Raw genomic sequence first — 26,361 nt, forward strand, 5'->3', positions numbered from 1 at the left:
TATTCTCCTCCTAATTTTTTATAAATAAAAAAATGAGTAGAAATAATCTACTCACTAACTGCACTTGCTATTGACTTCTTAAACTCTCCATAGGACATTGCGTTTTTATCATCTTCAAACAGATTTATGTGCTTACTCCAACTTTCAATGTTGATTTTATCGGCTGATACTGTTGCGAATAATGTAGAAGTGTCATAGTTTTTAATATATGAAATTCTATAATAGGTCATATAAAGTTGGTATATTGTGAACTCGTTTATATCCATATACGAAAGTCCGTTATAACCCACTACACTAGAAATAATATCAGCAAATTCAAGCTTTTCACTTTCTCTTGCTTTAACACGCTTACTTCTCTCAATAGCTCTTTGAATTTCAGGATTTGGATTAACTTCTTCTTCTTTCATGCAGTTTATTTCCATGATCAATTTGCGATAATAATTAAAGTTTTTTTCATTAAGACTGTTAATAACTTCTCTTGAATTAAATGATTTATTGAACATTCTTATGTAAGCATGAGTTATATCAGGAATTCCCATTGCGATCTCAAATAAACTAGAATTATTTAATTCGTTTATTAATTCGTTCAAACTTCCATCTTTATTTATTTCACTGTACTTATAAATAATTTGAGTTTTACTTAGAGATAAAACTTGCAAATCCATAAAATAATCTGGATACTCTTTAACTAATAAAAAACTACATTCCCCGATATCAGTTTCAATAGGCAAACCAAGAATATAAAATTCACGCATGTTCTTCATCGTTTAGTCACCGCAAATTCATACAGATGCCTATAGCCAATATAATTCACAGGAGATGAGATTTGATTGCCATGTATATATTCAATTTTACCCATGCCAGCCACTCTTTCATGAACAAGCAACTCATTAATTCTGTCACTAATTCTCATAGATCTTAAATCCTTCTCAAAGTTATTGTGACAAAGAACATCGACAACTATTTCCTGATTAGCAACTTTAAAATTGCCATTCTGAGGAGTTCTTCTACCGGCATATAAATAAATCCTACATATTGGATCGTCAACTAAATCATCAGATTTTGAAACCAACAATATCCTTTTATCTCGGATACTCCAATCTTCATCCAATACCAACATATCCTCAAGAGATTTGTCCAATGGATCTTTAATATTATTTTTTATATTTTCAGGTGGATAATACAAAAGTCGAAGTAAAATTTCATCGTAACGAAAAACGGTAACAACTTTGCGCAAATTATTATACATACTCATAAAATCACCCCGTTTTTCTTCTGCCATTGAGAGTAATTATGCCAATTTCATTGACGGCTTTAGAATAATCAATATCTCTAATTTCATACACTTCGTCATACATTTGAAATTCACTACCCAATTTTATGTTATCTGCTTTTATATATTTAATTGTTATATTTAATTGTCCTTCTGGAAGTAAGATTTGACCTCTGTCTTGTGTGGTTATTACTTTATTTTCAACTACGCAAGGCTCATAGTAATCAACTTCATACTGGTCATCATAAATCGGTCTTCCATCTGAGTCATGACCAATTAACTTTCTTGTTCTATTTGATAATACATGAAAAGCAGAGTTACAAAGTTTAATTGTGGCAGTGGGGTAGGCTTGGTATACACCTTCCCCAAGAAAGTCTAACACAAGATATTTTTTATTATTGAATTCCAAAACAGAACCCACATCTATATGGGTGTCAGGTTTAAAAATTGCCTTTTTTTCTTCATTTTTCTTTCCATGTCTTATCAGGACTTCATAGGAAACATCTTCAATAAAAGCAGTTTCAACAAATAATGATTGATTGAAGTTACTTAAATATAACTGTTTGGTTGCTTCCATGATAGGGTTAGAATTATCAGTGTTAGGTAATTTAAAATACTTTCCATAGTCATTTATATAATTAGGCATATTAATTACCACCGTAAACACTTTTAAAAGTCCAAGTCTCACGATCTCTACTGAGATAATTTGAAAGTAGATTTAAAATTCTACTTTCTTCCTTATCAATCATATCTAAGTAACTTTTTCGTTCATTCGCAGGTGAAAAAACATTTATTTCCGATGTTCTGAAGAAAATACCAAGAGATTTTAGTTTATTTTTATCTTCTTCTAAATATAAAAAATACATCAATTCAGATAGCAAACTTATTTCTTGGGGAATTAATACGGCATTAAAAACTTGATTTTCATCATCCTTGTCATAAAAATCAATATCTGGTGAACCAAATGAATATATTTTGTCTATTGATCTATTTAATAATGATAATAAGTGTTCATGCACAATTTCATTAATTTCTTCTTCTGATAGATCTTTATAGTCAAAAAAGCTATTATCACCTTTTAATTTCTTAATAAATTTATCAAATATCACTCTATATTCAGTTGTCATATTTTCACCGCCTAACTATTTTTAGGGGGTCTACCGACATTTTTTCTAGCAGTTGTTTTTTTGACTTCGCTTTCCTGTTTACTTTCAGTTGAATTATTGCTTTTTAAATCATTAACCATTTTAAGTAAATCCTGAATTGCAGAAGCAGATTGCGTTAATTCTTCATCTTTTTTGGCACTTTCTTTTTCAAGTCTATCTAGTTTCTCAGTAAGGGCGCTAAGTTGCTTTTGTACTGCATCTTCATCTTTCTTCTTTTTATCTGCTTCAAGAATCCTGTTTATTTCTGAATTAGCATGTCGCTTAAGACCATATTTAATTTCGTTATTCCTTTCGTTCACAGCAGATAAAATTTGATGAGGAATTTGTTGATTACTTTGTTCCATTTTAAATAATAAAGATTTTAATCTAAGTAATAGGGTAGGGGACTTAAGATTTGCGATCCATTTAACGGTTTTGATATCATCAGTTTTTAAAATTGTCATTAACTCTGAATCAGTTTTTATATTATCTTTATCTTCGATCCCTAACTTCTCATAGACTTCATCTTCTTCATCGGGGTGGAATCTTAATCGTCCAACCTTAAATAAATCAGACTTAGTATTTTCTACTTCAATATCTTCAAAAGAAACTCTTTCAACTACAAACTCTTCTTCTTCGTTCTTGCCACTAATAAAAATGCCATTGGTATTATTTTGACTAGGAAAACCCACAGGTGCAGTTTCATAATTGTATACTCTAATTTTTCCATTTAATAAATCTAAACTCATAAATAAACATCTCCTTTTGTAGAATAAAAAAAATGAGGAGGGATAAATAATCCATCCTCATTCATGTATTATGAAAAATGAATACGACCAATTTTATCTAAATAGTAAATTGTGTACTCAAAATCAAAGCCAGTGAACTTTAAGTGTACTTTTTCGGCATTGTTATCATATGTTTCATATAATCTCATTTCTCCACGCATACTGGCATCACCAATTTTCCCAGCAATACCAATAATACGTTTATCAGGAATTAGAGCTTGACCAGAAGCTGTTTTTCTAGCTGTTGGAACAGAAGATAATTTAACTCCTTCAAACAATGCAATACGACCAACACGATTCAATTCGTTTTTCAAATCATCGCTTAAATAAGATTCATAACCTTGAATTTTAGCAATGGGATCAATGTATTTAGAAAGACCAATCATGAATGGATCTCCCTCAGACATATCACGTAAATAACGAGCTAAAGTATCAATTACAGCAGGAGTAACTTGAGAACCACCGTTAATATTTTGATCGCCAGCTAGTAAATCAATGGCTGAATCAATGCCTGCAAACAAACGATAAAACATTTCTTGCTCAAATGATTCTCTTGCTAATTCTGTCATTTTAGAAATAGATTTCCATCCATTTCTACGAAGATCAGAATAGTTTAATTCTGTTTCAGCTTGTAATGCAACCTTTTTAGTTTCGAATAGAGTTGGATCTACATAACTTTTAGGAACATTACCGCCACGAACTGCATCATGAACTTTGATAGTATTTTTAGGTAATCCTGTATAGCGAGACTCATCAAACTCGCCAACATTGCCCATGTCGAAAATGGAATGTAAAATACTCTGTTCAGGTTGGAATACAAGCGGTTCTACAGTTTTTTTAATTAATTCCGATACAAGAGTGTTATTTTCATTAGTTTTACCAGACTTACCAATTTCTCTGGCAAAGTTATCTAAAATTTCAATTGCTTCTTTATCATCAGCTTGCAATGTATTTAATTTTGCCTTTTCAGATAACTCAATGATATTTTTCTCAGCAAATGCCGAAGCTACTTCAGTATTATATAGCTTGCTTGTCATAATTTATTTTCCTCCTAATGTTCTTATTAATTTTTTTAATAAAATCTTCTCAATATTTTCATAGTCCCAATACCAGATTTCTAATAGCTCTATGTTATTTTGAGTCGCAAATTCACGTTTACGGGAGTCATGCTCTTGCTGCCTAAGAAGCTGATTTTCAGTTTGAAATTTTATTGAACCATCATGGAACTCTCCTTGATATTCAATTAACAAATTCTGATTGGGAAGATAAAAGTCATATGATAGGTTTCCACCACCTAAGCCTATTAGATCGTCAAACTCTTTTTGCGATTCAAAAGCGATGTTATTTTCCTCAAACCATTTTCTTATTTTTGATTCTCCTTTAGATTCGTTGCACTTCGGACATCTATTTCCTTGTAAAAATCTATCGGGAGATACAACATATCTATGTCCACACTTCATGTGGATAATAGGAAGTTTAAATTTATTATTTTTATACTCTCCCAAAAACACATACTCGTTCCCAACCAAATCGAAAACTTCTTTATTAAAATCCCCTGAAGTCTTACGCAAATGACCACTACATTTGGGACAATTAAATTTTGCCTTTCTTGCGTCATATATACTCTTTTGGTAGTCAGAATGATGACTATTTGAACATTTGAACCAAACTTTGCGATTAGAATTAAGTGAATAAATGAAAGGACTACTATTATTCTTAACAGACCAAATCTTAGTTAAATAGTTCTTTCCATATGCATCCAAAATATGTTGACCCAAGGAATCTTTCGGATGCACTTTACGACTTGAGCAATATGGACATCTGCTGCCATTTATAGTGAAATTTGCAACAGAAACCAAATAACTTTTATGAGCTTTGTTTTGTTGACATCTAATCCACACTTTGCTTGTTGTTTTTTGGGGGATACTCCATGGATTCTTTCCTGATTCATTATTCATTTTCCAATCCCAATACAAATCTAAGAAATCTTCACTAATGTTATCAAGACCAAATTGCGCAATAGAATTACATCCATTACACTTAACAACAGCACTAGATTTTCTTGTGCAAGCTGCAAGGTTTCTTAAAGTGGATTCATGTAATCTTTTCGGGCATTTAAAATAATAACGATTATTTGAGGAACGATAGACCTCTTCAGGTTGACAATTATTTAAGCTATCATCCCATCTAGCTAGTAAGTCGTATCTATTATTTTCTAAACACCACTGTTTAAAAGTTTTCCTATTTGACAACAAGTCCACTCTCCATTGATATAATTTCTAAATAAAAAAAGGACTAAGAATGTTTTCTTAGTCTCCAAGCAGTTAAAAGATCATTTAATTTTTCACTGCCAATAAAGATCCAATATTTTTTTCTAGTTTTCTCATGGATTGATTTTGTAATAAATCTTTCGCCATTTTCGATTAAAAATTCCTTTAATGGTTTTGAGTAGCAATAGAAAAGTTTATTTTTTTTCAAAATATTAACCTCCAAAATAATATGAACTTGTAAAACTTTTAATTATTCGACAGTAACAGGATCTACAACTCGGAATTGCTTTAATGTGACATTCCCATCTTGGTAGTTGCCGACAAACTTAAACTTAGAAACATTGCCGGCTTGAGCAGGGGCAAATTTACCGTCAACAGCAACAGCATAATCACCATCAGTAAATTCACCTTCCACTTGGTCAACAGCGAATTGTGCTCCTACTGCATAAGTAGTTAAAATTCCTCTTTCATTGGCATTGACATCATCAAGCTCATAAGCAGAAATTTCTACATCTGATAAATGTCCCATTGGCTGATTGTCAGCATCCAAAATGAATACATCAACAGCGTTTCCGTTCGCTGCTACGGCAACACCATTACTTTTTGAAACTAGTGTTCCACGTTTTAATTTTTTATCACTAATCTTATACACTTCAACTGTTTTTGGTGCTTCAATTACACTACGTAACATTCAATATTCCTCCTAAAAATTATTATTAATTTAATTTTGTTTTATTTTTTAGAAACCCATGATTTAACAATATCCATAGATGTAAGAGTTCCATCTTCTTCAGAAGTAAGTGTGCTTTTTGCGTTAGTTTCTTTAACAGAACTTGTTTCAACTTGAGTCTCTGAATTAAGATTTTTAGTTTCCTTGAATTTAGCAATTGCTCTTTTACCTTTAATCACTTCTAATTTGTTCTGACTTGCTTCAAAGTTCTCCAATGTTAACTCAGAGAATATGGTTGAAAGAGCTTCATCTGATTCTAACTCTTCACTTGTAATTAATTCATCTTCAAGTGCAAAAGTTTTTAATTCTTCTTTCTTCTCAGATAGTTCTCTTTCTTGTTCAGCTAATTGCATTTCTTCAACCTTTTCTTTAAACGGAGTTAATTCGCTTATTTGAGTTTCGAGTTCTTCTTTTTGTTTTTGTAAATCAGTTAATGCCTTCCCTGCTTCAACAATTTCTTTTTCAGCATCGGAAAGTTTTGTTTGTAATTCAGACACTTCTGACTCAATCTCATCTACTGGAACAAAACGCAATTTAACATTCTTTTGAGAAGTAATAGATACAGTCTCATCGGAATTCACTTGGTAAATGAATTCTACGTAATCCTCATCACTCTTTCTGTCCCAATTATATGCAATAGCCCTATACTCATAAGGGTATAACTGACTAATGTAATACCATTCGTCAGAAAAATTGTTAATTGCTCTTCTCACTGCTGTATATAAGTCATTATCTGTCATGGCAGACAGTTCCTTTTCGTTCTGTTTCGGCATTTCTTCTCCTCCTTCATTTGAAACTGGATTTTCTTCATTTTCATTAGATGACAAAATCAACATATCTTGAGACAAGGCATTTGTTAATTCATCATCTACGAAACTAGCAACCTCTAAAATCCCTGAACTTTTATATGCAGGGGAAACATACTCTCCTAACAAAGCATGTCCAATAAAGATACCTTGATCGATTACTTTGATATCCTTACCATTAATTTTTTCTTGATGAGATTCAGATACATTAATTTCCCAAGATGTTTTTAAACCTTTTTTACTTTCAGCTCTATTTTTAATTATCTTATAAGCTTCCCTAAATCTCTTCCAAATCTTTGCTTTAGCAACTATATATTCAACATCATCTATAGTTTCAATAGCAACTTCATAAAAGCTACCAAATGCTGAAGTATCAAATTCAATAATTTTGATTTCGTTTCCTTCTTCATCAACATCGCTAACTATTTTTGCATTATGACCAGAAAAATCTCGCTTACCATCAAAACGAGTTACTATCTTTCCTACAACTGGTTTAACATTTAAAGTTGATAGCCAATCTTCAACAGTATCCCTATTTAATGCAACGTCATTGGCATTAGGATCGAAATCACAAATGATAAATTTAACATCTGCGGTGTCGCTATTTGCATCTTCACTAAAGATAACATTATGATTGCTTGTGATTTTAATTGTTTCTTTCCCCAATATTCATTCACCTCCTTAAAGGGATATCTTTATCCAAATTCAATTCCATTATCAGATAGTACCTTTTTCACAGCTTCAGATTCCTCATGAGTGGGGGAGGGCACTTTAACTTCAATGGAAATTTCCTCCTCGCAACAAGGGCATATTAATTTAATTTCCATTCAATCACCTATTATTATTTTTATTATAGTCTTTGTCATAATCTTGCTTGTCCGTATTGTCACTATCATTTGGTCTTCCTGTTTCTTTAGAATCGTTTCCACCTGAATTAGTATGAGCGGTTTGTCTAGGTGTGAATATTTCTTCATAGCCCATTTCTCTCTCGTTCGCTCTCTTTCTTGCTTCATTCTTTACATCTAAACCAAGAGTATTAAAAACGGTCTCTAAAGATGCATTTAATTCATTATTTAACATTCGTGCCAATTGCATAGATAATTCAATATTTAATTTTTCAGAGTCTAACACTTTTATCTTAGGGCAGTAAATTTTAGGATCGATTCCATGATCAATAAGTATACCCTTGTACCATTTAACGAGTATCTTTTCTAACTGTTCTCCAATTTTATTTATAACTTTTAATAATTCATTAATACTTATCTGAGCAGCGCCCAATGATCCTTTATCTGCACTTAAGTATTGGATACCAACAGCAGTTAATATTTGATTTCTATAGTTATTTTTTACTTGAACATTGGTTGGTTCAATTGATGGCTCAATGTAGTCTAATGATTCAGTCCAAGGTAAGCCTGTAAAAACACTTAAATTACCACTACTGTTTAAAGCGGTAATCAAATCAGTGTGTGCTTTAGCAATTGCCTCACTCCAATTGACCTTTGACTTATTAGCATTTGATTCAATAAAAAGTTCTTTAGATAACTTTTGGAATAAAATTTTCTTACCTCTCACAAGAGTATTCTTATCCTCTGATAGTTCAATATTTTCTAGTCTTACTACAGGTTTAAGAGCTTTAAAAATATGAGATAATCCATACTTTCTTTTTAGATTATTTATTCTCATTAGACCAGTGTTTTGAATATTTAATTTTGCATACGCTTCTTTGTTTTTAAATGCTTCGTATACTTCAATAGGATAGGTTGCCTTAACTTCTTCTTCGGCATTTGCATAAAATAAAGGTTGGTTTTTTCTGTTTTTCTTATATGTTTTTCTCAGTCGAGCTTCCAACTCTTTAACATTGATAAGCAAGTAAGGCTCATTGCCATCACTGTAATCAGAGACTTCACACACACCTAAAGGGTAATAATCAATTTGATAATTGTTATTCTTTGTATCTTTTCTAAGATACATGGGATAGTTTCCCTCTAAATATGTCATGGGAATTGATTCAGAAATTAACTCCCCTAAGTTAATTTTTTCATTAAAATCTCTTATAATCTCATCAACAAATTTTAAAGTTTCTTCATCCATTTCCTTATGTTTGGGGTAATTAAGTACCCAATCAGAATTTATATTGGACTCAATACTTTCATAAATATTACCAAGAATATCATTTTTGTTAACGAATAAACGAATGATCGAATTGATTTTTAAGATATTATTTAGATTTCCTTGGGCATTATATGCTAAATTATCTATATCTTCAATTTTAAAGTTGATTAAACCACTGCCCTCATTGAGTTGAACAGAACGAAAGTTTGAATTGTTATTGTAATCGTAAACTGCCTTTTCTAAAATTTCACGTTCATATTTTTCAGCAGTGAGAAGAATAGTATTTTCAGTTGATTCTATAATTTTCTCATCTTGCAATAATTTCACCTCATTTCTTTCCTAGGTTAGAGACTAATATTTAAAGAGGTAACATAAGTAGGAATAGAGTTAATATCAACATCATCTTTTCTACCTTGTAAATCTTTTTCCAAGCTACTTATAAAATAATTTCCATAAGCGAGACTAGTGTAACGGTCTTTGCGTTTACCAGATTGCTCTTTTAATTTTACAAACCTATTGTGATCTATTCTCTCAAGGAGCACCATTTCATTTTCGAGCAGTGTAGTTTGTAAATATGGATTTAATAGCATTATTTGTTCTTCAGGAGATAGTTTATTAAACCAAGTTTCATCAAAAAGGTGCTCTCGAACATCAGATTTGGAAATAAGAAAACTAATTCTTTTATTCACGATTTTCTCTTTTAGATCAATTGCAATATCACTATTAAACTCCTCAGAAGCTGACACTGTATAGATTTTTTCTTCGTAATCATCTTCTGTATGAAATGCAGATAACTTTGGTTCGTCTTTTTCATTTAATGAAATAAATGGCTGATATTCAACTTTTCTTTCATTATCATATAATTTTCTGCAAAGATAAGCATAAACACTTATCCCATTACCCTGTCTATCTAAGACAATATAATCACAATCAAAGTCATCAAAAAGTCTTCTTATCATTAATGCTTGTGTTTCTGGATGTAGTCCTTGATGTGATTCAATATTGAGAACTTCTCTTTTGTATCTATTACCATTTTTATTTTTCTTTGCAGATATTAATGTAAAAACAGAAGAGTCATTAGCATCTCCTCCAAGTAGTGCAATATCACAGCTTAGTATCCTGATTTCATTGTCGCCTTTTTTGTTATTTGCGATTTTTTTATTTTTAATTAAAGATTGAACTTCTTTTTTGTAAAAAGGAAACTGAATTACTTTGATTCCTTGCAATTCTTCAGTTTTAAAATAGGCTTTTTCACTCTCTCCAAAGAAAAGAGTATCCATCTCCATTGCCCAGCCAATTTCATCTATGTCATCTTCAGAAAGTTCATCCAATAATTGCTCTCTATTTGTTAAGTTTTCTTTTATGGCTATTTGATAGGGCAACCCACATACAAAATATTTCCTACCGTTAAGCATTGCTTTCACAAAAACTTTATATCGTTCATATGACCAATTAAATTTGTAATATGCTGAGGTTAGAAATATCTCTTTATTTCTTTCTAGGTATTCTTGCTTGTTTTTGTATTCAGGCTTATCTAGATATCTAGGTTGCCTTGAAGCAGCAAGGAATCTTCTTAGAACATTCTTATAAATATTTGGTTTTATCATCCTAAATTCATCTAATATCAATAAGTTTGCTCGTGCACTGCGTGCTCCATCTGTTGCAGCAACCACTTTAATCCAAGAACCATTTAGAAATTCAACATTCGGATCATCAGTATTCATCGAGGTTCTAATAGAGCCTTTAATTTCTCTTCTTAACATTCCAGTTTTTGATTGGGATATTAATTCTGGTATTTTCTCAGTTACAATTTTCATTCCTTGAGATTTCTGACCAGCCGCAACAACAATTTTTGTACCGGGCTTTAAGATACAAATAATGACACAGAATAAAGCAGTTAAATAACTTTTTCCCAGACCTCTGCTTGCAAAAAAGGAAGTATAGTTATAATGCATCATTACGTACAGAAGAACCTTTTGGAATGGTTTTATAGATAATCCTAAATATTCTTCAGCAAATATATCAGGTCTTGAAATATAAAAAGAAGCCCATGCAGCTACACCTTGCATCAGCTTCTCTGATTTTGTTAAATTATCACTACTTTTGTTATATTTTCTTTGCTTATCATATACACCTACAGTATTTTTATGCTTATTTCGCTTAACTTGATAATTAGAATATGAAGCCATGTTTACTCCTCAAATTCTTCTTCAGTTTTATTGATGTCTTCAAGGTTTATGGTGTATTTTGATAAGGCTTCATCATATTTATCGGTTAAATCATTATTTAAACCTTCCATTTTTGCTAAGTGACCAACCATGAAAGTATCAATGTATTCTTTTATTTCATCATCCATTGGAACAGGAATTGGACGTTCATCTTCCCACTTTTTAATAAGTGTTCCAAATGTTACTTGATCATTGCCCTCTGCACCAGTTGACTGTATTGGCTTCATGTTGGCATCGGTCATTAACTGTCTTCTAGTTTCTATTAAGTTCATTATGGTTTTTGCACTGGTATCCTTACGTTCCTGTCTAGCTTTTTCAATATCAAGATTTATAAAACAAATGTCTTTCATAATCATTTCCATACCATAATCTGGACATTCGAAACTTGACATTAGCTTATGACGCTCATCTTCTAAAAACATATATTCCCAATCTGAATATCCTCTTCCCCAATATTTAACGGTTTCTTCATCATACTCAATCTCATTTTCCATCATTAAATTATTGACATCAGTCTTTTTGTGACCCTCGAAATCACTATTTTCCCAAGTTAGATATCGAAAATCTTTCGTATTAATTAGTTTAAAATATTCACCTAATACACTATTTTTTTCTAAAGCAGATTCGTATAAATGAGTAATAAATGGTTTATCAATCCCACGAAGCATATTCACAAAAGACTTCATATCTCCATCTTTTATTTCATTTGCTAAACAAACTTTGCACACATGCAATCTATTTGTGGCTTTGTGAAAAGGGGAGTAAGACATATAAAATCCTTTATTTAAATCCTTTTCTTCACCACAAGATGTACATTTGAAATTGTCTTTTCCACTAGACACAAAATCACCACCTAAAATATTTAATTTATTCCAAGAGAATGCTTACCTAGTCTGATAAAGGAGAGGAAAAACAGACCAAGCAAACACTCTCTTGGAATAAATTAAAAAAGAGGTATCCAAAAATGAATACCTCATAAAATTAGTTTTTTATATTAATTTTTCAATCCCGATTTTGTTTGATAATATCAAAAATCATCATCGTCAATATCTACAAATTCTTCCTCTTCAAATTTTTGAATATTTTCTAATTCATGCAAACTTAATTTAGCCTGATCTATTAAGAATTGTTTACAGCTCCAACGATTACAGTCAATAAAAAAATCATATAGAATCTCCTTTAAGGATATTCCTCTTTCAAGATTATATTGAATAATATCTATATAATCTTCAATAATCTCTTCGGGAGTTTCTTGAGTTGGTACTATAAGAACATTTGGGTAATCTTCCATAAGTTTAACCTCCTAAATGGAGGAAGAGGATAGTTGGTTAACACCTAGACTATCATACCTATATTATTTTAATTATTAAATATAATAAATAGCTTCTAAAGCAGAAGGGGAATATTCAAACAACTGAAATCTTTTATGTGCTCCAACAAACCCATTTTCATCATGCCAATCATCTGTCTTACCTTTAGTTGATAAAGTTCTAACCAAAACTCCAAATTTGTCCTTTGCGGTTTCTGTATGTATATGACCAGTATGTATTTCAACAACTTCAGCAATAGCCATCTGCTTACCGAAGTCAGATAAAAAATTTTCGTGTAGGCGATTAGCACCCTTGTGACCATGAGAATATCCAATGAAAACGTTATTCCATATGAATGCTTTTCTTACTTTTTTAGAGGTGTCAAAATAGATATCAGGAAACTTAACTTCAAGGCATTTAACTAAAGCCCAACTCATAGAGTCATCATGATTAGCAATAGAGTAGCTGCACTCTGTGCTATTTGAGTTATTTTGCGCTTCGTTAATTAATTCACAATAGAACCTGAAGGCATCAGACCAAGCTTTATCCATATCTACTTTTTCAATAGGAGTTCCACTTGAAGTCTTGCCATCAAACCCGTTGTTATGTAGTAAATCTTGACCCACAATAAAGAAAATTTTATCCCACTTTTTACTTCTAATTTTGGATATAATCTTATCTCTAACGACTAAATAATCTTTGTATGTATTTACTCCAAAGTGTAAATCATACAAAGGAATTTCCAGTAGTCCATTACCGTCACTTATAATGGTATTAATATGTACAGGTGTAATTTCCTGTTTTGCTTTCTCAATGAAGTTATCAATATTAAACCCTACGACTTTTGGTCGCACAGTTATTTTACTAGAGTATAAATTTTGAATACCATCTTTTTTACTATAAACATTCCAAATATTATTTCTAGCATTTACAAGTTCCCACGATTCTTTATCAAAACCATGTGCGTCTAAAAGATAGTTCACATCTTTTAATTGTTCGGAGTTCATTCGAATTAATTTATCTGATTTATGCGAGCCGTCTGCCAATATCTCAGTAGTTTCTTTATAAGCAATTTCTTCCTCTGAGTTAAGTTGCTCAACTTCTTCATTCTCAACCATTAGCTTCCATCCTGATGCGTATTTTCGCAAAGATTCTGCTGAATGTTGAAAGTCGAACATTTCTTTTAAATCGATCCAATCCATAGAATGCTCTTTATTAAGTTTTGCAACAGAGAGTCTAACTAAATGTCTAAATTTGCTTTCTCCTTGTAATCTATCAAAATTAAATTCAGTCAATTAGTAGACCTCCTATTCTTCGCCTTCAGGAAGGTGCTCTGAAACTTCTGCAAATGTGATGTCAACTCGTCTATTGTCACCTGCGAAACGTGCCAACTCTGTCATGAGATCAAATTCTCTTTCCTCATCACCTTTCTTCTTAGGCATTTCCGTTAAAGTCATTGCTTTCAAGTCAATAACTACATTTGAGTATTTTCTGTTTAAAGTATCTTTTGCCATATATAAATCTCTCCCTTTTTATTATATGTATTTAATAAAAATAACCCTTCTATAGCACTAGAAGGGATTCAAAAGTTTAAATAAATTTATTTATATTTAGTTAATTTGTCCACTGTGTTTAAAACCTGATCAGCCAACAAACTAAACTCTCCACGATAATTCGTTTCTAACTTATGATATGTAACCCGAAAGCCTGTGAACTACCCACCACTTATTGACCTTACGTTCTGCTTGAAGTGGGGGGCTTCTCGACTTATCGTTGCTTTTATTAGCCAACGAAAACTGACCGAGCTAACCCTCTTGTTCCAAGAGTTTTGTTCCTTATGATAACGCTAATAAGCGTATACCTTCATTTTTGATGTTGATTGCTGAGTTATAATCACGCTCTGCCATATAACCGCATGAACAACGGTAGGTGCGTTCAGATAGTTTCATAGGTTTTTCTGCACCACAACAAGAACACTTCTTAGTAGAAGGGAACCACTTATCAATTTTCACAAGCTGTTTTCCTTGTTCTTTTAGCTTGTACGATAAGAATGTCGTGAACATGCCCCAACCGTTGTCGTGAACGCTTTTACCAAAGTGAAGGGCTTGAGACATTCCTTTCATATCCAAGTCCTCAATGATAACAGCGTCATAGTTTGATGCTAATTCTTTTGATTTGTGGTGAAGAAAGTTCTTCCGTTGATTGGCTGTCTTTTCTTGTAATTCAGCCACCTTCAAACGTTGTTTTTCCCAACGTGCAGAACCCTTTTTTCTACGAGATAGAATTCGTTGTTCTTTTGCTAATTTATCTAATGATTGTCGATAGAAACGTGGGTAATTGGCTTTCTCACCCTGTTCACTCTCGACATATAAGCCATCCATAGCAAAATCTAACCCAACAACTTTCTTAATGGACACAGGTTTTATGTCTTTCTCGTATTCTGTCAAAATCGAAATATAGTATTTACCTGACTTTGTTTTAGAAATAGTACAGGATTTCAATTTATAATCAGCAGGGATTTCTCTATGCTGTTTGATTTTTACTAATTTTAGTTTAGGTAATTTGATATGACCATCTTGCAATTCAATATTTCCGTTTACTCGATTAGTTGTGTAAGACTGCTTATGTTTACGACTTTTGAATTTCGGAAATTCAGAACGACCTTCAAAAAAGTTTTTATAGGCTTTTTGTAGATTTATCTGTGCATTTGCCAAAGCTAAAGAATCCACTTCTTTTAGAAATGGAAATTCATCTTTGTATTTGGCTGGTGTCGGAAACTTTTGCGTTTTAAGCATTTCCTTGTCGTTTCTATATTTCTCATAAGTCTCTTGTCGTTCTGAAAGCATCTTATTATAGACAAGACGAACACAACCAAAAGTTTTGGCTAATAATACTGCCTGTTCTTTGTTTGGTAACAAACGGAATTTGAAGGCTTTGTTTTGCTTAGTCATATCCATTCACCTCACTTTTGACCTTGATTTTCGATGTATTTCTTTATGGTATCTATGGGAGCGCCGCCTGTTGTTAGCAGACAGAAACTTCTTGACCAAAACATTTCTTTCCATAGCTTTTTTCTGATATGCGGAAAGTCTCTCTTTATTAATCGAGAACTTGCACTCTTGTAAGCATTGATGAACTTTGATAATTCAGAGTTTGGATGTGCTTTGAATAAGATGTGGATATGGTCTTTATCGTGATTCCATTCCACTAAAGAAATATTGTATTTGCTTCCAATCTCAGCGAACATTTCTTTTGCAAAATCAGATATTTCACTGTCAAATACTTGTCTGCGATATTTTACAACCAGTACAAGATGATAATGCAGCAAGAACACTGAATGGTTATTATTATCTAATTTCATTGATATATCAATCCTTTTCCTTTCTAAGACTGATTATATCAAAACCTTTAGCTAAAGCCAACCGAAATTCATCTCCCGCCTACTCATTGGTGCTATTCGCACCTTCACATTCCTTGAGGATGGGAGACTTCTTTCGGAAAGCCGTTAAAACCTTTTTCTGCAAGCCATTTCCAACGAATGTCACCAAATTTATTAGTCATAAGTAATGCCCCTTAGTTTGAATTTTGTTGAAGCAAGACAGGGATTGTACGAGGGGGGGGTATTGATTACCTGTCAATTTTCTTTTATGTATTTAATTATTTAATTAATCTTTAATAAAATATAAACTTTCCCTATATTCAATAATTCCTGAACCATTCTCATAAGGAATTAAATCTTTGTATTTATCTAAACTTTCCTTGCTAAAAATTTCATTTAATTCTTCTTGTGAAAGAATCTTGGTGTTTTCAGCAGCGTTCATGACATGTCCAGTCCTCCTTTAATTACTTTTGATAGAATCCTTATTTTATAGGTTTTCTCTATCATAGTAACAGAAAAACTAAAAACGCTTGAAACCGTTGGGGGAGTAAGTAAAACTAATGTCTTCTATTTCAAACTTGATTTAAATTTACGGTTGTCTACAGTTTTTTGTATATTTATATTTCTAGCACAAGGATTACAATACTTCTTTTTGTTGTTGCTTTGCTTTATCGGAATTCCACAACTCTCACACTTCTTGACTCTATTCTCGCCATGATACAAATCATAGTAATATCCAATCTCATTATAGTCTTTTACAATAATCCCTTCGCTGTCATCACTAGGAATATCATACATAAATAATAATTTTATATTTCCATTGTTTGCTATTTCCACAATTTCTTTATCATGCAATAGCCTTACCAAGTCATGAATATTTTTTATCTTTGATTTTTTTCTTTTATCAAAGCTAATCTTAGCTACAGATACCAAGTCTCTGTAATTCTTATATCCTCCAAAATAATATTCTTTACTTTTAATATCTCCATCTTTAATTTCAAGATATTTTTTTAAAAGCCTCTGTAACACAAGAAGGGTAAATATTACTCGTTTATATTCATGAGGTAAATCTAATCTATCTATATAATTAATTTCAGGTAAGGAAACTACTATATTATCAATTTGAACAATTTTATTATGCTCGTTCATTCCATGAGACACAGCATTGTTTATGATTCTATAGTGAATGGCTGGATTATATTTTTCCATCCCGTTTTTGCAAAATTCATGTAGTTTATTTTTAATTTCTTCTTCGCTGCCCCCCAATTCACGATAATGTCTTGCTAATAATTTCAACTCTGTACTATAAAACTTTGAGGTAAACTTGTTATTTTTTAAAATATCATTTATGTAATCTCTATCCTTATATTGATACTTATTCAATATCTAATTCCACCTTTCTCATTAAATATTTTTTGTTTAAATATTCAATATCTCCAGACTCAGAAGGGAAGGGGAGCGTGATATGGCTTACTTTAGTTTTTAAATTTTCTACGATTTCACTTCCGAACATATTCCATAAAACCTCTTTACTGATTACTCCATTCTCTTCGTATGCTAACTTAATTAAATAATCAACTAACTCCTGTTCATTAACACATATAGGCAATAATTTATTTTTAAGTGTCTCATATGCTTCTGAGATTGTTTTACTTAACTCTTCATTTTGCCCATCTCTCAAAGTGATATTCTCAGTATTTGTTGAGGCTTCTTCTTCACTAGATTTTTTAAATGTTCTTAACTCTTTTTTTATCTTAATTAATTTATTCTCATCAAGGACAATATTATTATTGTTCATAAGTCGCTTATGTATTTCGGTGTTATCACTATTGTTAATTACATATCTAATTCCAAAATCGATTGATTCTATGTATCTGCAAATTTTATTCATTGTGCAGTCGCTATCGATGACAGGGGAGTATAATCTATATTTTCTCAGAAATTCAGACTGTTCAGGTGTTTTTCTATGTAGAGTCTTTAGTTCTTCGATTCCTACTCCAAATAATTGTCTACATGTCGTGTCTTGATTATTGTAATATTTCCTATATTTTCTTTTTGTGTTTTTATATAGGTAGGTGAAAAAGTAGGGATGCTTATTTAAAAGAATCTTATTCAAAAATTCTTTTTTATGTCTAGTTTTTTCTGTATCATCTTCTTCAATCTTATTGTACTTTAGCCAAATATTAGGAATAGATTTAACCTTTCTACCTATCTTTGCTTTGTCAATTTGAGCACTCTGTAACTTGGTGCACATCTGTATACGCTTTAATGTTGTTTGGAATTCTTGACTATTTTCCTCTAATTGAGCAAGTAGAGCATACCCACTCGTACTTTTATTAGTAATCTGTCCTATCTCAGAACCAAACGAATGTAAATCGGCACTATATAATGCTCTCTCTTTAATATGAATAGGCTCTGATTTAGGTGGCGTATAAGCGATGGGCAATTCATCTTTATAAACTCCATTTATTATATTGTCATCTGACGTTGTGGCAATAATATCAAAATCAAAATCACTACCTGCCCAATTCATAGTTTCATGTCCATGAATATTAACTATAATCCCAGTGGTATTATACTTATACCAGTAATCTAACTCTTCATTTTTTTTTAGATTTAAGATAACATGTTCACTTCTATATGTAAGAGGCGCTCTCATAGAATCAACTTTTTTTACACCTTTTTGATTCCAATAATTAGAATAATACTCTTTTTCTCCAAGTAATCCTGTTACTTCTTTGTGTCCACAAATATGCTGCATCATTGCATAAGGATCTGAAACTAACACTTGAAAATTACCTTCGACCAATATTTCACCAAGACAGGCTCTCTTGATTTTCTTTTTAATTAGGTCGTAAATTTTTCTTTTAATCCATTTATCTCCAATCAAAGAATTATCTAACATTAAAGCTTTAGCCCAATGATTTTCATTGTTTTTTATATAATCAAATATTTTCTCATCCGTTACGTTCTTCCCCATCAGAAAAAGAAGAGTATAGCTGAGGTCTTTTGATGTTACTCCTGTTAACCAATCCACGGTCGTTTTACATAGGGATTCAATTTGCTCATCACTAAGATTGACGGTTTGTAAAAATTGATAGTTCATATTAAGAATATCTTTATCCTTTTTTGGACTAACTAATGATACACCCCATTCCAATTTATTTTTTTTACAGTTTTCCTGATATTCCTCAATACTAGGAAATGACTTCCAAAGTTTAAACTGGCTTTCTGACAAAATTACATCTATTTTAGATAGATCTGCTAAAATTGGATTTCCATTTTCATCTCTATAAGATGTTTTGACTATATAGTTACCATGATTCTTTTTTTTACAAAAAGATTTAATATCAAAAGTCGTTAACATTCCTTTAATGTAGTTTTGTCTAATGCACCATTGAGAAGGAATATAGTCTAATTCTAATTCCTCAGCCCACTTTGTAGCCATTTCAACACTAATGATGCCTTGACCGTCAAAACGATTGAACATCTCAGTTATTGTTTTTTCTGTAATAATGTCATCTTTGTTTAATTCTGTTTCAGTGACAAAATTTACTTTTACATTAGTAGGACTTTCATAATCGGGCACCAAACAAAGCCTTGGAGTAGATACGACTGATGTAGAACTTGTAACCAAACCTTTGTACGCATTAAACTTGGAAGGAACTAGTTTTACGTCTTTATTTCTTCCGTTATCAAAGATCTCATCTAATCTATTAGCCATTTCAGACTCACAAAATATAACCGTAGACGACCTTGCTTGACCAGCAGAACAAGTTAGCCTCCTATATTCTAAATTATTTAATTTCAATTTATTTCTAAATAAATATCGGTAATGTGCCTTATTTTCAATAATAATACTAATTATTTCTGGAACAAATAACATTTTATTAATTTCTGTTTGTACTTCTACTATCTTTCTTATATTTTCTTCAGAATGGTTTTGTTTCTTAAGAAACTTTAATTGTCTTTTTAGCTTATCTAAGGTATTATAATCAAATTCTTGTCCCTTCACATGCCGTATAGATCTAAATAATTGACTATCAAACATGGAGATTACTTCTTTATTGGCTTTTGCTTGGTCAAATGTTAGTCCTTGGATGTTGTAGTTAAACTCTGCCAACCTAGAAGATTTAAATTTATATGTATAGAAAATCTGTTTTTGCAATAAGTTTCCTCCTTACTGTTCAGATAAATTGGGATCAAATTCTTTCATGATTTCCCAATCATAGTCATCAATGCTATCTTCAAACAACTCATCTAATTCTTCATTTTCTTTCATCAATTTGATCATTCCTCCTAAAGTCCGTTCTAAGGCTAGAAATCAAAGTTAATTCTTTGATTTTAAAATTTAAATCTAACTTTAGACCATTTACACTAAAAATAATATGCGTTTAATTCATTAATTAAATTACTTTACATGCAGACCTTAAAATCGATTCTACTTTTTCTTATGTAAATTTCTCATTCTTTCTGCTGCCTTTTTTCTCTGCTCTTCTGACATCTCACGCTTTTTTCCTTGTCTAAATGAAACTTGATTATTCTTTAGCTCAAATCTGATCGATAAAGGAGATTCTCTACCTTCTTCATATTCGGCATCAATATTATTAACCCCTAATAATTTGACAATTTTTGTGATATGAGAGGGAAAACAAGAATATCCAACCCATTTATTCTCCTCAGCATCATATACAAGTGTGGTTTCTTGCTCGCTTTTCGCATAACCCATTCTGTTTACACTCCTTCGTTATAGTATTTTCGCAGTTTCTTTTTTAAATTTCTATATGTATATTTATATTCATTTAATTTATTTAAATCATCCCAAATAAATAACTCGTACAATTCCATTTCAACATTTGTAGCTTCTTGATGACTTAAAAGATACTCAAGAAACTCTTTCACCTCACTTGTGCTAATTTTTCTTCTCATATATACACCTCCTTGTAAACTTGGTTGCTATGTATATATCAAACTTTAATAGATTTGTTTGATATATACTTTATTATATTTATTTAATTAGTTAATGTCAATTAGAAATGAAGATTAAACTAAAAATATTTAATCTTCATCTATGTATTGAAATAAATCATCAACTTTACAGTTGAGAATTTTAGCTATTTTAAAACTTACCTCTAGGGGAGGGGTAGCTCTGTTATTACACCAAGCATTCATTGTCTGTTTGGTGACATTTAATATGTTAGCTAGTTCTTGCTGTTGCATCTCTGCTTCGGCTAATTTTACCTTTAATCTAGATTTTAGCAATATCAACACTCCCCACAATTCCTCCTTTTAATATACATTTAAGAAGCCATTATATCAATATATTCTAATGGGATGCATATATTACTTTAAAAAGTAATAAAAATATTTTCATTTATGATTGATTTTATTGTATATATGAATGTATAATGATACCAAGATAAACTACCGTATTCATTTCACATCAGTTAGCATCTATGGTAAATGAATATATTCATTGATAAAGGAGGATAGAGATGGATAGTTATTTCGAAGAAATTGTAAACAGTTTATCCATTGAAGATTTAAGTTTACTAGGTTTGTTGCATGACAACGATGCAGAAATCAAATTTAAAGCAATTAAAAAGAAAGATTTACAAGAGCAAAGTAATCTAAGTGAGGCTAATTTTCGTAAATCCATTTACAGGTTGGAAATTGCAAAATTAATTGAAATTGTAACGGGACAGAAAGAGCATAAGGTATTTATCACAAACTTTGGTCAAAAAGCTTTGAACATTTCATTATCTAAGGAGGCTATATAATGTTTTTTGGAGTAGTAGGAATTGGGCAGGCTGGAAATAATTTAGCAGATGATTTTGCAAAAATAAATTACCCTGCAATCGCAATAAACTTTTCATCGTCAGATTTAAACTCTCTTGAACATGTGCCAAATAAACTGACTTTAGTTGGAAGTGAAGGGGTAGGGAAGCAGCGTTCGAGAGCAATGGAATTGATGGAGAATAATTGGGAGTCAACAATTGAATTCATAAAACAAAAGTTCAATCAGCCTTCTATAGAAATAATTTTAGTTGCTTTTTCAACAGGAGGAGGAACTGGTAGTGGAATTTCTCCATTCATTATTGAATTACTGCAAGAACAAATGCCTGACAAAATTATCTGCGCTTGTCCAATCCTTCCGGATCACTCTGAAATGGTTGGGAGCCAAATTAACACGCAAGAAGCTCTAGAGGATTTATCTCAATTAAATATTTGTACACTACCGTTAGATAATCAATCAGTAATTAAGATGGCAAACGAGCGAGTACCAAAGAACATCCTCTTCAAAGAGATTAATAGTACCTTTGTAGAATTTATATCAAAAATAGATTCCTATACAACAAAAAACTCCAAAAACGGAGTTGTTGATAAAAGAGATATAGCACAGCTATTCAGCACGAAAGGTATCATGGTCATCTCGGAGACTAATATTGCTGACATATCTGATTTTAAATTAGATAATAATCATTTTATTGATAAAATTCAAGAGTCATGGAAAAAATCTATATTTGCTCCAGTTCAATATGAACAAATTATGAGAGCAGGTGTCATCTTCGATGGCGATGAATCATTGTTAAAATATTTACGTTACGAGAACTTATTTGATACATTTAAACATTCGCCAATTGAATTGTATGAAGGGTACTACTCAGATGACAAAGGAAAGGTAATCACAATACTAAGTGGACTGGATTGGATCTATAATCGGATAAAAAGTATTGATGAGATTATAGAAAAAGGAAAAGAAAGAATAAACACTGTTGAAGTTAGTGCTTATAAATCTAAAAATACAAATAAGGTTGCTCTATTTGAGAGTATTACCAAGTCAAATACAACTGTCATCCCAAAGAAACGCTCGGTATCAGAAATGATCAACAAATATAAACGTTGATATTTGTTGATAAGAAGTAGCCACTATTTAATTGGTAAGGTGATGAATAGTGGCTACCTAAAAAGTAAAAATTCTATCATTTAGTCATATTTCCGACTATGCAAATCATAAAATTTCCTTGAAGGAACGTGTGACGGAAGGAAATTTTTAGATAGCAAGTCTACAAAGGTAGCAAACCTATTGTTACTAAAGTTAAACCCACTCCAATTAATGCAGCAATTAGCATATCATCTACCTCCTAATGTAACTGTAAGATTATTTTTCCCATTAGAAAGTTAAATATACAAATTGAGGTGAACATAATGAGTCTTTCTTGGGTAATATTCTTAGGTTCTCTCTTTACAACTATTACTTATTGGACTTTTGGATACAAATATGTAAAAAACAAAATGGAGGAAAATAAAAATGATCATCAAGATTAACGGAGTCTCCATTGATAATTCCCTTTGCCTAGCTGGTGTAAATTCATTTGACCTAAAACCTTATATACCAAAATCAAGAAAAGAAGCCAAAAAACTAAGAAAATTATCTGTATGGCTTTGGAGTATATCAGGAACGTTTTTTGTGAAATCACATGCTTTTGCATCATCAGGTACTTCAATGTGGAAGCAAATGAGTCCACTATGGGGAACATTCCAAGATGTAGCCCTTGTGCTTGGTGGAATTGCTATTTTTGTTGGTATGCTAACATTCCTTTTTAAAAGAAATTTAGGGAAGCAAATATTGGTGACTTCCGCATTGGTGGTAGGAGGATGCTTCTTAGTACCATCAGTTTTAATGTTGATTGCTATTGTCGGTTCACTCCTAAATGATGTGTTAATGGGCGTGTTTGATAATATGAACTTAAAAAACAGCGTTCAAGTAGGTGGAAATTAATGAAAATATTCATAGGGGTTGCTATTGGTTTATTTTTTGGATTCATGATCTGGTTTCCATATGGAATTTTCTACGCAGTTCAAGCAAATGATTCATCAACCTTGGTTAATGTTATATCACTTCTCAAGGGGGTGATAGGGTTATGAATTTATTGGAACAGTTAAACAGTAGAGAAATGAAACAATTAGTCATAAAACAAACTTTCCCAATGAAGATAAAGCTTAACTATAATAATTCAATCAAGTTGAAATCAAAAAAATCTAATGTCACAGATTTAAAACTCAATTTTAAACTAATTTCTCCAATAATGACCACATATCAAATTAATCCAACAGCATCCACTAAAAATGACAAAGTACATCTATTGTTAGATCATCTATCCGATTCATTCCAAGAATATTACCAAATGATGAATCAATTTCAATTCACTGAAAAAGGGATAATCTTACCTAGTCAGCCGAAGTTGTTTTTTGAGACATTGATTACACATAAAGAATATAGATCATTTGTAACTTTTCCTGAATCAAAAGAGGAAGACATGTTGCAAAATTTAAACTTTACATGGTACAAAGCCTCGAAGATAAAGAAAGAGTCAAAGTTATTTACGTTGAATGACAATTGTATTGGCATTGAGTTTAAATTTAAACATACGTCAGGATTGTCATTGTCAGTAGACCAAAGATTCAAAGAAAAACCTATGCGAGAACTTTTAGAGCAAAGTAAGACACTTAAAGAAAAAGAAGAGATATTTATTCAGTTTGGTATTCAGCCTGCTGAATTAGAATGGTGGAAAGAGGCAGAAAGAAGAGTGAAAAATATATCTAAAAGGATAAAAACAACAGAATCGACAACGGGTAAGTTAGGGATGCCTGCATTTGACACAGTAATACGATTAGTTGTCAAAGGAGAGAATGTGAAACGATCTGAAATGTTAGCTAGAGGACTTATTATGGCTTTCAAGCAGTTAAACGGTGATAATGAATTAATTGACAAAAAAGTAAAAGCAGCGAAAATAAAAAAATGGTTTACTAAGTATGTAGAAAGCAGAAAAATCCCTATCTATTTCTTTAGGTTTGATAAACGCATGTTAATGACAAGAAAAGAGATTAAGCATTTTATCAAACTACCAGAAAGAAACCTTCAACTCGATTTTGAGTTAGGTGTAAATGAGCGTGAAGAATTAAAGGTGGATTCATTACTAACAAGGAAGAGGGGAGTGTTAATTGGTTATGCGGAAGAAAAGGGAAAAAAGGTTGATATTCGATTGCCAATTCAAAACTTGGATGATTTCTGTAATACCAGTGTGATTTGTGGAAGCCCTAGAAGTGGAAAAGATACCTACTTTTGCAACACATTAATTGAAAGTGTTAAAAATTTAAATGTAGGGGCGTTTATTCCAGATGTGATTAATGAAAAAGGTAACGACAGGGGAATGTCTGACACTATTAGAGATGCATTTGAACCTTCTAAAATTATTGACTTAAATATTGGTGATTATGACAATCCCATATACTTTGGACTGGAGGATGTAGCAAACTTAATAGGAGCAAATGGGATGAATGTTATAGCTGGTAATCTGGTCAACATTCTCAATCTAGATGACACGACAGATACTCAGGAATTATGTTCTCTTATAGCAAGAGTGTGTAAATGTAATATATATGATATGTATTGCTGCTTAAAATCCAAATCGTATGCGGAGAATTTATATGAAATAGTAAAAGAGGAAGACCAGTTATTAGCTTTAGAATACAAACAAGAATTTCTTAATACAAAACGTGATAGAGCAGTTTCAACCTTAAGAACTCGTTTAAAAATGATACTAGGTAATCCTCATTTTAAACATATGATGTCACAAGATCCTAATCCAAATATTAACTTTGAAAAATGGATTAGAGAGAAAAAAGTAGTTATTCTTAGAATGAATAAAATGGAGATTGGAGAAATAGGAGTCAAAATATTAATGTATTTACTATCAATGAAAGTATTTTGGATTAAAAAAATCATCCAAACAGACGATCCTACATTTATAGTTTACAATGAGCCACATCAGTATATGTCAGATGGATTGCAGGAATTAATGGAATCAATGGTCATAGAATCACCCAAATTTAGATTAAGTCAGTATTTTTTATTCCATCATCCTTTACAATTACCTAACAAACTGTGGCAAATATTAATTTCCTCTAGTGTAAATATGTATTTGTTTAAAAATACGAATTACAAACTATATAGTGATCTTAAGGAACAATTAAAACCTATAGAAGTTGATACTGCTATGAAAACAGAAAAATACGAATCGATTTTCTTACCATATGTAGAAGGCAGACAATTAGAGCCAATATTTGTGAAAATGCTCCCACCACCTAAGAAAAGAATGAAGATGTATGATAATAGTCATTTAACAATTGAGCATTCTAAATTATATGGACGAAATGTAGAGGAAGTCAGGCAAAAAATAATGGAAATAGAATTGAGTATGTACGCTGAAGAAAAGAATGTATAGACTACTGTAAGGTGGTCTGTCTTTTGGAAAA

The 26,361-nt window shown here is 31.5% G+C and carries 29 protein-coding genes; 4 read left to right on the forward strand and 25 right to left on the reverse strand.

The window, feature by feature from the left end; all coding sequences use genetic code 11:
• Window positions 1-47: 47 nt before the first annotated feature.
• The 25 genes from FCJ93_RS07525 to FCJ93_RS07635 form a co-directional block, all read right to left on the reverse strand.
• Window positions 48-764 (reverse strand): hypothetical protein, encoded by a 717-nt coding sequence (locus FCJ93_RS07525; RefSeq protein WP_235879434.1) that lies wholly within the window; start codon window positions 762-764, stop codon window positions 48-50.
• Window positions 761-1,255 carry a hypothetical protein gene (locus FCJ93_RS07530; protein ID WP_170211235.1) on the reverse strand — a complete coding sequence of 165 codons (495 nt, stop codon included), beginning with the start codon at window positions 1,253-1,255 and terminating at the stop codon, window positions 761-763. The genes FCJ93_RS07525 and FCJ93_RS07530 overlap by 4 nt, the downstream gene beginning before the upstream one ends.
• Window positions 1,256-1,259: 4 nt before the next feature.
• Window positions 1,260-1,919, reverse strand: a complete 660-nt coding sequence (locus FCJ93_RS07535; protein ID WP_137743254.1) for a hypothetical protein — start codon at window positions 1,917-1,919, stop codon at window positions 1,260-1,262.
• 1 nt (window position 1,920) lies between these two features.
• A complete protein-coding gene (locus FCJ93_RS07540; protein WP_137743255.1) occupies window positions 1,921-2,400 on the reverse strand; it encodes a hypothetical protein in 480 nt (159 codons plus the stop codon).
• A gap of 11 nt (window positions 2,401-2,411) precedes the next feature.
• Window positions 2,412-3,167 carry a coiled-coil domain-containing protein gene (locus FCJ93_RS07545; protein WP_137743256.1) on the reverse strand — a complete coding sequence of 252 codons (756 nt, stop codon included), beginning with the start codon at window positions 3,165-3,167 and terminating at the stop codon, window positions 2,412-2,414.
• A gap of 68 nt (window positions 3,168-3,235) precedes the next feature.
• Window positions 3,236-4,243, reverse strand: a complete 1,008-nt coding sequence (locus FCJ93_RS07550) for a hypothetical protein (protein WP_137743257.1) — start codon at window positions 4,241-4,243, stop codon at window positions 3,236-3,238.
• Between the two features lie 3 nt (window positions 4,244-4,246).
• The gene (locus tag FCJ93_RS07555; RefSeq protein WP_137743258.1) at window positions 4,247-5,458 is read right to left on the reverse strand and encodes a zinc-ribbon domain-containing protein; all 1,212 of its coding nucleotides are present in this window, start codon (window positions 5,456-5,458) and stop codon (window positions 4,247-4,249) included.
• 43 nt (window positions 5,459-5,501) lie between these two features.
• On the reverse strand, window positions 5,502-5,684 hold the full coding sequence (locus FCJ93_RS07560; RefSeq protein ID WP_137743259.1) for a hypothetical protein: 183 nt from the start codon (window positions 5,682-5,684) through the stop codon (window positions 5,502-5,504).
• Window positions 5,685-5,726: 42 nt separating this feature from the next.
• Window positions 5,727-6,167 (reverse strand): hypothetical protein, encoded by a 441-nt coding sequence (locus FCJ93_RS07565; RefSeq protein WP_137743260.1) that lies wholly within the window; start codon window positions 6,165-6,167, stop codon window positions 5,727-5,729.
• Between the two features lie 41 nt (window positions 6,168-6,208).
• Window positions 6,209-7,678, reverse strand: coding sequence for a hypothetical protein (locus FCJ93_RS07570; protein ID WP_137743261.1), 1,470 nt, complete (start codon window positions 7,676-7,678; stop codon window positions 6,209-6,211).
• A 29-nt stretch (window positions 7,679-7,707) separates the two neighbouring features.
• The gene (locus FCJ93_RS25635; protein WP_268951573.1) at window positions 7,708-7,839 is read right to left on the reverse strand and encodes a hypothetical protein; all 132 of its coding nucleotides are present in this window, start codon (window positions 7,837-7,839) and stop codon (window positions 7,708-7,710) included.
• 4 nt (window positions 7,840-7,843) lie between these two features.
• Complete coding sequence (locus tag FCJ93_RS07575; protein ID WP_137743262.1) at window positions 7,844-9,442, reverse strand: hypothetical protein; 1,599 nt, start codon at window positions 9,440-9,442, stop codon at window positions 7,844-7,846.
• 26 nt (window positions 9,443-9,468) lie between these two features.
• Window positions 9,469-11,313: a terminase large subunit domain-containing protein gene (locus FCJ93_RS07580; RefSeq protein ID WP_137743263.1), complete on the reverse strand. Its 1,845-nt coding sequence runs from the start codon at window positions 11,311-11,313 to the stop codon at window positions 9,469-9,471.
• A 2-nt stretch (window positions 11,314-11,315) separates the two neighbouring features.
• Window positions 11,316-12,194 (reverse strand): hypothetical protein, encoded by an 879-nt coding sequence (locus FCJ93_RS07585; protein ID WP_137743264.1) that lies wholly within the window; start codon window positions 12,192-12,194, stop codon window positions 11,316-11,318.
• 185 nt (window positions 12,195-12,379) lie between these two features.
• Window positions 12,380-12,643, reverse strand: coding sequence for a hypothetical protein (locus FCJ93_RS07590; protein WP_137743265.1), 264 nt, complete (start codon window positions 12,641-12,643; stop codon window positions 12,380-12,382).
• A 75-nt stretch (window positions 12,644-12,718) separates the two neighbouring features.
• Window positions 12,719-13,957: a hypothetical protein gene (locus FCJ93_RS07595; RefSeq protein ID WP_137743266.1), complete on the reverse strand. Its 1,239-nt coding sequence runs from the start codon at window positions 13,955-13,957 to the stop codon at window positions 12,719-12,721.
• Window positions 13,958-13,969: 12 nt separating this feature from the next.
• Window positions 13,970-14,176: a YonK family protein gene (locus tag FCJ93_RS07600; RefSeq protein WP_137743267.1), complete on the reverse strand. Its 207-nt coding sequence runs from the start codon at window positions 14,174-14,176 to the stop codon at window positions 13,970-13,972.
• 321 nt (window positions 14,177-14,497) lie between these two features.
• Window positions 14,498-15,613, reverse strand: coding sequence for an RNA-guided endonuclease InsQ/TnpB family protein (locus FCJ93_RS07605; protein ID WP_137743268.1), 1,116 nt, complete (start codon window positions 15,611-15,613; stop codon window positions 14,498-14,500).
• 11 nt (window positions 15,614-15,624) lie between these two features.
• A complete protein-coding gene (gene tnpA, locus FCJ93_RS07610; RefSeq protein ID WP_137743269.1) occupies window positions 15,625-16,023 on the reverse strand; it encodes an IS200/IS605 family transposase in 399 nt (132 codons plus the stop codon).
• Window positions 16,024-16,327: 304 nt separating this feature from the next.
• The gene (locus FCJ93_RS24835; protein ID WP_170211236.1) at window positions 16,328-16,483 is read right to left on the reverse strand and encodes a hypothetical protein; all 156 of its coding nucleotides are present in this window, start codon (window positions 16,481-16,483) and stop codon (window positions 16,328-16,330) included.
• 125 nt (window positions 16,484-16,608) lie between these two features.
• Window positions 16,609-17,424 (reverse strand): hypothetical protein, encoded by an 816-nt coding sequence (locus tag FCJ93_RS07615; RefSeq protein WP_137743270.1) that lies wholly within the window; start codon window positions 17,422-17,424, stop codon window positions 16,609-16,611.
• Entirely contained in the window at window positions 17,417-20,209 is a 2,793-nt protein-coding gene (locus FCJ93_RS07620) for a hypothetical protein (RefSeq protein ID WP_137743271.1), read from the reverse strand. The genes FCJ93_RS07615 and FCJ93_RS07620 overlap by 8 nt, the downstream gene beginning before the upstream one ends.
• A gap of 273 nt (window positions 20,210-20,482) precedes the next feature.
• The gene (locus tag FCJ93_RS07625) at window positions 20,483-20,770 is read right to left on the reverse strand and encodes a hypothetical protein (protein ID WP_137743272.1); all 288 of its coding nucleotides are present in this window, start codon (window positions 20,768-20,770) and stop codon (window positions 20,483-20,485) included.
• 5 nt (window positions 20,771-20,775) lie between these two features.
• A complete protein-coding gene (locus tag FCJ93_RS07630; RefSeq protein WP_137743273.1) occupies window positions 20,776-20,970 on the reverse strand; it encodes a hypothetical protein in 195 nt (64 codons plus the stop codon).
• Window positions 20,971-21,099: 129 nt separating this feature from the next.
• Window positions 21,100-21,303 carry a helix-turn-helix transcriptional regulator gene (locus tag FCJ93_RS07635; protein WP_137743274.1) on the reverse strand — a complete coding sequence of 68 codons (204 nt, stop codon included), beginning with the start codon at window positions 21,301-21,303 and terminating at the stop codon, window positions 21,100-21,102.
• 233 nt (window positions 21,304-21,536) lie between these two features.
• Between FCJ93_RS07635 and FCJ93_RS07640 the strand changes: the two genes are divergently transcribed.
• The 4 genes from FCJ93_RS07640 to FCJ93_RS07655 all read left to right on the forward strand — a co-directional run bounded on the left by FCJ93_RS07640 (window position 21,537) and on the right by FCJ93_RS07655 (window position 26,330).
• Complete coding sequence (locus FCJ93_RS07640; protein WP_137743275.1) at window positions 21,537-21,821, forward strand: hypothetical protein; 285 nt, start codon at window positions 21,537-21,539, stop codon at window positions 21,819-21,821.
• Window positions 21,821-22,948 carry an FtsZ/tubulin family protein gene (locus FCJ93_RS07645; protein WP_137743276.1) on the forward strand — a complete coding sequence of 376 codons (1,128 nt, stop codon included), beginning with the start codon at window positions 21,821-21,823 and terminating at the stop codon, window positions 22,946-22,948. Before FCJ93_RS07640 ends, FCJ93_RS07645 begins: the two co-directional genes overlap by 1 nt.
• 405 nt (window positions 22,949-23,353) lie before the next feature.
• Window positions 23,354-23,824 (forward strand): hypothetical protein, encoded by a 471-nt coding sequence (locus tag FCJ93_RS07650; RefSeq protein ID WP_137743277.1) that lies wholly within the window; start codon window positions 23,354-23,356, stop codon window positions 23,822-23,824.
• A 142-nt stretch (window positions 23,825-23,966) separates the two neighbouring features.
• Window positions 23,967-26,330 (forward strand): hypothetical protein, encoded by a 2,364-nt coding sequence (locus FCJ93_RS07655; RefSeq protein WP_137743278.1) that lies wholly within the window; start codon window positions 23,967-23,969, stop codon window positions 26,328-26,330.
• Window positions 26,331-26,361 lie beyond the last annotated feature (31 nt).

This window comes from Robertmurraya siralis, assembly GCF_005502275.1.
GTDB lineage: Bacteria > Bacillota > Bacilli > Bacillales > Cytobacillaceae > Robertmurraya > Robertmurraya siralis.